3 protein-coding genes are annotated in these 5,834 nt (G+C 74.5%); 2 read left to right on the top strand and 1 reads right to left on the bottom strand.

The annotated features are described in order from the left end of the window. A partial coding sequence (locus ABWK99_RS12750; RefSeq protein ID WP_372595080.1) for a DUF3459 domain-containing protein occupies positions 1 to 642 on the top strand: 642 nt, incomplete at its 5' end. A 19-nt stretch (positions 643 to 661) separates the two neighbouring features. Here ABWK99_RS12750 and ABWK99_RS12745 read toward each other — a convergent pair. Next, entirely contained in the window at positions 662 to 5,191 is a 4,530-nt protein-coding gene (locus ABWK99_RS12745; RefSeq protein ID WP_372595079.1) for a DUF3418 domain-containing protein, read from the bottom strand. 166 nt (positions 5,192 to 5,357) lie between these two features. Here ABWK99_RS12745 and ABWK99_RS12740 point away from each other — a divergent pair. Then, on the top strand, positions 5,358 to 5,834 hold a 477-nt coding region (locus ABWK99_RS12740), incomplete at its 3' end, for a universal stress protein (RefSeq protein ID WP_372595078.1).

Here is a 5,834-nt window from a genome sequence, read left to right as displayed (position 1 = left end):
GGGACGCGGCGGGCGCGGGCGATGGCGGTGCTCCTGCTCTCCCTGCCGGGCGCGGCCTTCCTCTACGCCGGCCAGGAGCTGGGCCTCCCGGAGGTCACCGACCTGCCCGACTCCGCGCTCCGGGACCCCGCCTTCCGGCGCAGCGGGGGAGCCGGGCGCGGACGGGACGGTTGCCGCGTCCCCTTGCCGTGGTCCGGTACCGCACCGCCCTTCGGGTTCAGCACGACGGGCCGGTCGTGGCTCCCGGTACCGGCCGACTGGGGCCCGCTGAGCGTCGCGGAGCAGGAGCGGGACGAGGGATCGACCCTCGCCCTCTACCGGGACCTGCTGCGCTTGCGGCGGGCCGAGCCGGCGATGAGGGGCGGGGCGGTCCGGCTGCTCGACGCCGACCCGCAGGTGGTGCGGATGGAACGACGGGCACCCGGGGTGGGCACTCTCCTGGTGGTGCTGAACCTCGGTGCCCAGCCCGTTCCCCTGCCGCACGGGGAGATCCTCGCGAGCAGCGTCCCGGACGCCGTGACGGACTCGACGACCGGTCCGATGGCGACGGATGCGGAGCTGCTCAGCCGATCTGTTGAATACGGGCCGGAACCCGAGCGGCTGCTCGCGGGGGACGCCGCGGTCCTCCTGCGCCTGCCGTAGCGAGAGCCCCGCGGGCGGCTCAGACGGCGGCGAGCAGCGTGCGGATGCGCTTGGCCGAGACCGGGACGGGAGTGCCGAGCTGCTGGGCGAACAGGCTCACGCGCAGCTCCTCGAGCAACCAGCGCACCTCGTCGAGCCGCTCGTCCGCCCCCGCACCACCCGCACCGCCCGCGCGCGCCTCGAGTGCGGCACGAGCGGCTTCGTACTCCTGCTCGAGCTCGCGGACCTGCCAGGCCAGGCCCTCGTCCCGGCCGGGGTTCTCGGCGGCCTTCGCCAGGCGGTGCCGCGCGGCCTTGAGGTAGCGCACCAGGTGCGGGAGCCGGGCGGCCCCGGTGCGCACGAGGAAGCCGTCGCCGACGAGCGCCGCGAGCTGGCCCCGCAGGTCCTGGACCGTGCTCAGCAGGGCGAGGCTCCCCGCTCCGCGCAGGTCGGCGTCGAGCTCCCGGGCTGCTGCCAACACCGCGGAGGCGTCGCTCGCGACCCGGGCCGTACGGTCCTCCAGGCTGTCGCGCAGGGTGGTGCGCAGCCGCGCGAAGGTGGCGGCGTCGCGTACCGGGCCGGTGGTCGCCTCCGCGATCAGCGCGTCCAGGGCCGTGCGCTGCAGGTCCAGCACGAGGGCCGCCGTCGTCGGGTACGGGCTCGCGGCGAGGGTCAGCGACTGCGGGGCGGACCACCTGCTGGTGACCCGACCGGTCGGCAGGGCGAGCGCCGCCAGGAGGAGCTCCCGCACGGCCTCGGCGTGCCTGCGCGGAGCCGGCGCGGTGAGGACGCGCAGGTCGACGCGTCCGGCGCCGGCGCCGCGGGCCCCGACGACGAGGCTGGGGTAGCCGTGCACCGTGAGCCCCCCGGCGGTCGACGTGACCTGCTCGGGCAGCGTCCCGTCGGGAAGGTCGGCCGGCCAGTCCGTCAGCGCCTCGCGGTCGAGGCCGGGGTCCGCAGCTCCTGGGGCGCCGGGCCGTGGGGCGCCGGGCCGTGGGGCGCCGGGCCGTGGGGCGTTCGGTCGTGCTGTCCCGGGCGACGTCGGGCCCGCCTGCCGTGTACCCGTCTGGTCGTGTCCCGCCGCGCTGCCGCCGTCCCCGCGCCGGTCGCGTTCGCGCACGGCCTCGCGCACCGCGTCCCTGACGGCCGCGCGCACCGCCTGCTCGGAGTGCGCGGCGAGCCGACGCTGCAGGGCGCGCAGGTCCGTGCCCTCGTCGAGCAGGACGGTCCCGCCGCGACGGTCCTCCTGGACGCGGAACGTCATCCGCAGATGGGCGGGCAGCCGGCTCTCGTCCCAGGCGTCGTCGGGGATCTCGACCCCTCGCAGGTCGCGGACGGCCGCCGCGAAGACCTCGCGCCAGGACGGGGCCATGTCCGCCGCCCGGACGACGTCGGCCCATGCCGGCTGGGTGCGCCGGATCCACGAGACGATCTCGGCTGCGACATCGGGCGCCGGCACCAGCTGGACGCGCACGGGCTTGGGCAACGCACGGATGGTCGCGACGGCGAGCTCGCCCTCCAGGCCGGGGACCAGGCGGTCGAATCCGTGCTCAACCACTCGGTTGAGCACGGCCACGGGGATGTGCACCGTGACTCCGTCGGACTCGGCGCCCGGGTCGAACTGGTAGGTCAGGGGCAGCAGCAGGTCGCCGTGCGGCCACATGTCCGGGAAGAGCTCGGGATCGCGCGCCTCGGCGGCGTCGCTCGGCACGAGCATCTCGAGGTCGAAGGTCAGCAGGTCGGGCTCGCGCCGCCGGGCGCCGTTCCACCAGCGGTCGAAGTGCCGTGCCGAGACGACATCGGCCGGGACGCGCGCGTCGTAGAACGCGTACAGCGTGTCGTCGTCGACGACGAGTCCCCGTCGCCGCGCACGGTTCTCCAGCTCCGTCGCCTCGTCGAGCAGGGCCCGGTTCTCGGCGAAGAAGCGGTGGTGGGTGGTCCACTCGCCCTGGACGAGGGCATGGCGGATGAACAGCTCGCGCGCGTGCTCGGGGTCGACCTTCGAGAACAGCACCTTGCGCTGCGCGACGATCGGCATCCCGTAGAGCAGCACCTTCTCCATCGCCATCGCCGCGCCCTGCTTGGTGGACCAGGCCGGCTCGGAGTAGGTGCGCTTGACCAGGTGGGCTGCGAGCTCCTCCGCCCATTCGGGCTGGATCCTCGCGACGTCGCGCCCCCACAGGCGGGAGGTCTCCACCAGCTCGCCCGCCATGACCCATGCCGGCGGCCTCTTCGCGAGGGCCGAGCCGGGGAAGATGGCGAACCGCGCACCCCGGGCGCCCAGGTACTCGTTGCGTGGCCGGGGCCGGCCGCCCCGTGCGTCCCGCCCGCCCTTGGTCTCGCGGGCACCGCCCGCCTTGACCTCGGTGGCCTCCTGCATGCCCAGGTGCGAGAGCAGCCCGGCGAGCAGGGCCTGGTGGATCCGGTCCGCGTCCCACTCCCGTCGCAGGTCCGGTGCCGCGTCGGCGGCCCGCTGGTCCGCCGTGTCACCGTTCGTCGTGCCGCTGCTCGCGGTGTTGACCCGCGCGGGCGGTCGCACCGTGATGCCGAGCGGCTTGGCGAGCTCCTTGAGCTGGGTGACGACGTCCTGCCACTCGCGCAACCGCAGGTAGTTGAGGTGCTCGGCCCGGCAGAGCCGACGGAAGGCGCTCCCGGACAGCTCGCGCTGCTGGTCGCGCACGTAGTGCCAGAGGTTGAGGTAGGAGAGGAAGTCGGAGCTCGGGTCGGCGAAGCGCGCGTGGGAGGCGTCGGCCACCTCGCGCTGATCGGCAGGGCGTTCGCGCGGGTCCTGGATCGACAGCGCAGCGGCGATGACCATGACCTCGCGGGCGACGTCGCGGCGGCCGCCCTCGACGATCATCCGCGCGAGCCGCGGGTCCATCGGCAGCAGGGCGAGCGCGCGCCCCGTGTCGGTCAGCCGCGTCGTCCCCTCGCTCGTCCGGAGGGCACCCAGCTCGGTGAGCAGCTGGACCCCGTCGCGCACCGAGCGGGTGTCGGGCGGGTCGACGAACGGGAAGGCCGAGACGTCGGCCGGTGAGGCAGCCACCCCGACGGCGATCATCTGCAGGATCACCGAGGCCAGCGAGGTCCGCAGGATCTCCGGCTCGGTGAACTCGGGCCGCGAGGCGAAGTCGTCCTCGGAGTAGAGCCGGATCGCGATGCCGTCGGCCACTCGTCCGCAGCGGCCCGAGCGCTGGTTCGCGCTGGCCTGGCTGATCGGCTCGATCGGCAGGCGCTGGACCTTGGTCGCCTTGGACCACCGCGAGATGCGCGCCGTGCCCGGGTCGATGACGTAGCGGACCCCCGGGACCGTCAGCGAGGTCTCCGCCACGTTGGTGGCCAGGACCACGCGCCGGGTCTCGTGCGGCTCGAAGACGCGGTGCTGCTCGGCGGAGGACAGCCGCGAGTACAGCGGGACGATCTCCACCGAGCGGGGCGAGCGCGGGCCCGCGCCCAGGGCGAGCGGGCCGAGGTGCGAGCGCAGCGCGTCCTCCGCGTCGCGGATCTCCCGCTCCCCCGAAAAGAAGGCGAGGATGTCGCCGGGCCCCTCCGCGCTCAGCTCGTCGACGGCCTCGCACAGGGCGGTCATCAGGTCGCGGTCCTCGTCCCCGCGGGCGGGGGTCGGTCGGCCCTTCGTCGACCCGCTCCGGCCCGGTGCCGCCTTGCCGACACGGGCCGTGCTGCGCGAGCCGCGCGCGTCGGCGGCAGCGACGGACCCGCTGCTCAGCTCGTCCTCGGCCGGTTCCGGGTCCGGGGACAACGGGCGGTACCGGATCTCGACCGGGAACGTGCGGCCGGTGACCTCCACGACGGGCGCCGGGACCCCATCGGGGTGCTCGGCGTCCGCAGGGCCGGAGAAGTGCCGGGCGAACCGGCCGGAGTCGATCGTCGCCGAGGTGATGACGAGCTTGAGGTCGGGGCGACGGGGCAGCAGCCGGGTCAGGTACCCGAGCAGGAAGTCGATGTTGAGGGACCGCTCGTGCGCCTCGTCGATGATGAGCGTGTCGTAGCCCAGCAGCAGGGGATCACGCTGGATCTGGGCGAGCAGGATCCCGTCGGTCATGACCTTGACCAGGGTCTGCTCCGAGGACTGGTCGGTGAACCGCACCTGGTAGCCGACGAGCGTGCCCAGCGCCCCGGTGCCACCGGTGAGCTCCTCGCTGATCCGCTCCGCCACGGTGCGCGCGGCGATCCGTCGGGGCTGGGTGTGGCCGATCTGGCCGGACCGTCCCCTGCCGAGCTCGAGCAGGATCTTGGGCAGCTGGGTCGTCTTCCCCGAGCCCGTCTCGCCGGACACGACGACGACCTGGTGGTCGCGGATCGCCGCGGCGATCTCCGCACGACGTGCCGAGACGGGCAGCTGCTCGGGGTAGGTGATCGGGGGGACGACGACCTCGGCGCGCGCCGCGGCGCGACGTGTCCGGCCCGCCTCGGTGCGGCCCGCCTCGCCCCGTCCGGCGGTGCGGCCCGCCCCGTCCCGTCCGGCGCGCGCTCCTGCGGCCGGCCGGGGGCGGCGCTGACGCCGGGACCGCGCGCCGCCTGGCGTCCGGTCCTGCGGTTCCTCGCTCACGAGGAGCCATTCTCCCCGATCCCCGAGGAACGCGGTCGCGGCGGGTCGGCCGTGTCGATCACCTTGCGCCGGACCCGGAGCAGGGCCACGCTGGAAGCGGAGCGGGACCGTCGGAGCACGCGGACTCGACCACGTGCCGCAGCCTCCTCCGCCGGAGGTGAACGTCATGCGCAAGACCATCCTCGTCGGAGTCGAGGACCTTCCCCACAGTGACGATGCCCTGGTCTGGGCAGCCCAGGCCGCGGCTCAGCGAGGAGCGGCGCTGCGCCTCGTGAACGCGACCGGTATCCCGACCGTCGCGATCGACCTGCTCTACGACGACGGCATCATCCAGGGCGCCGCGACGCTCCTGGAGAAGGCGACGGCCCGGGTCGCCGAGATCGCACCGACGGTCCCCGTGACCTCGGACATCGACCGTCGTCAGCCTGCCGAGGCCCTGTCCGACCTCGCGAAGGACGCCGAGCTGCTCGTCATCGGCACCCATCGGATGAGTGCGGTCGAGCGGGTCTTCTCGGGTTCCCTCAGCTACCAGATCGCGGCCGGTGCCCCGTGCCCCGTCGTGATCGTCCCGCATCTGCCGGCACCGGACGCCGCAGGGGTCGTGGTCGGGGCGGACGGCTCCGCGGACTCCCTGGACGCGGTC

This window comes from Actinotalea sp., from assembly GCF_041597215.1.
In the GTDB taxonomy this organism is placed as follows: domain Bacteria; phylum Actinomycetota; class Actinomycetes; order Actinomycetales; family Cellulomonadaceae; genus Actinotalea.
This window is presented reverse-complemented; position numbering and strand designations above follow the sequence as displayed.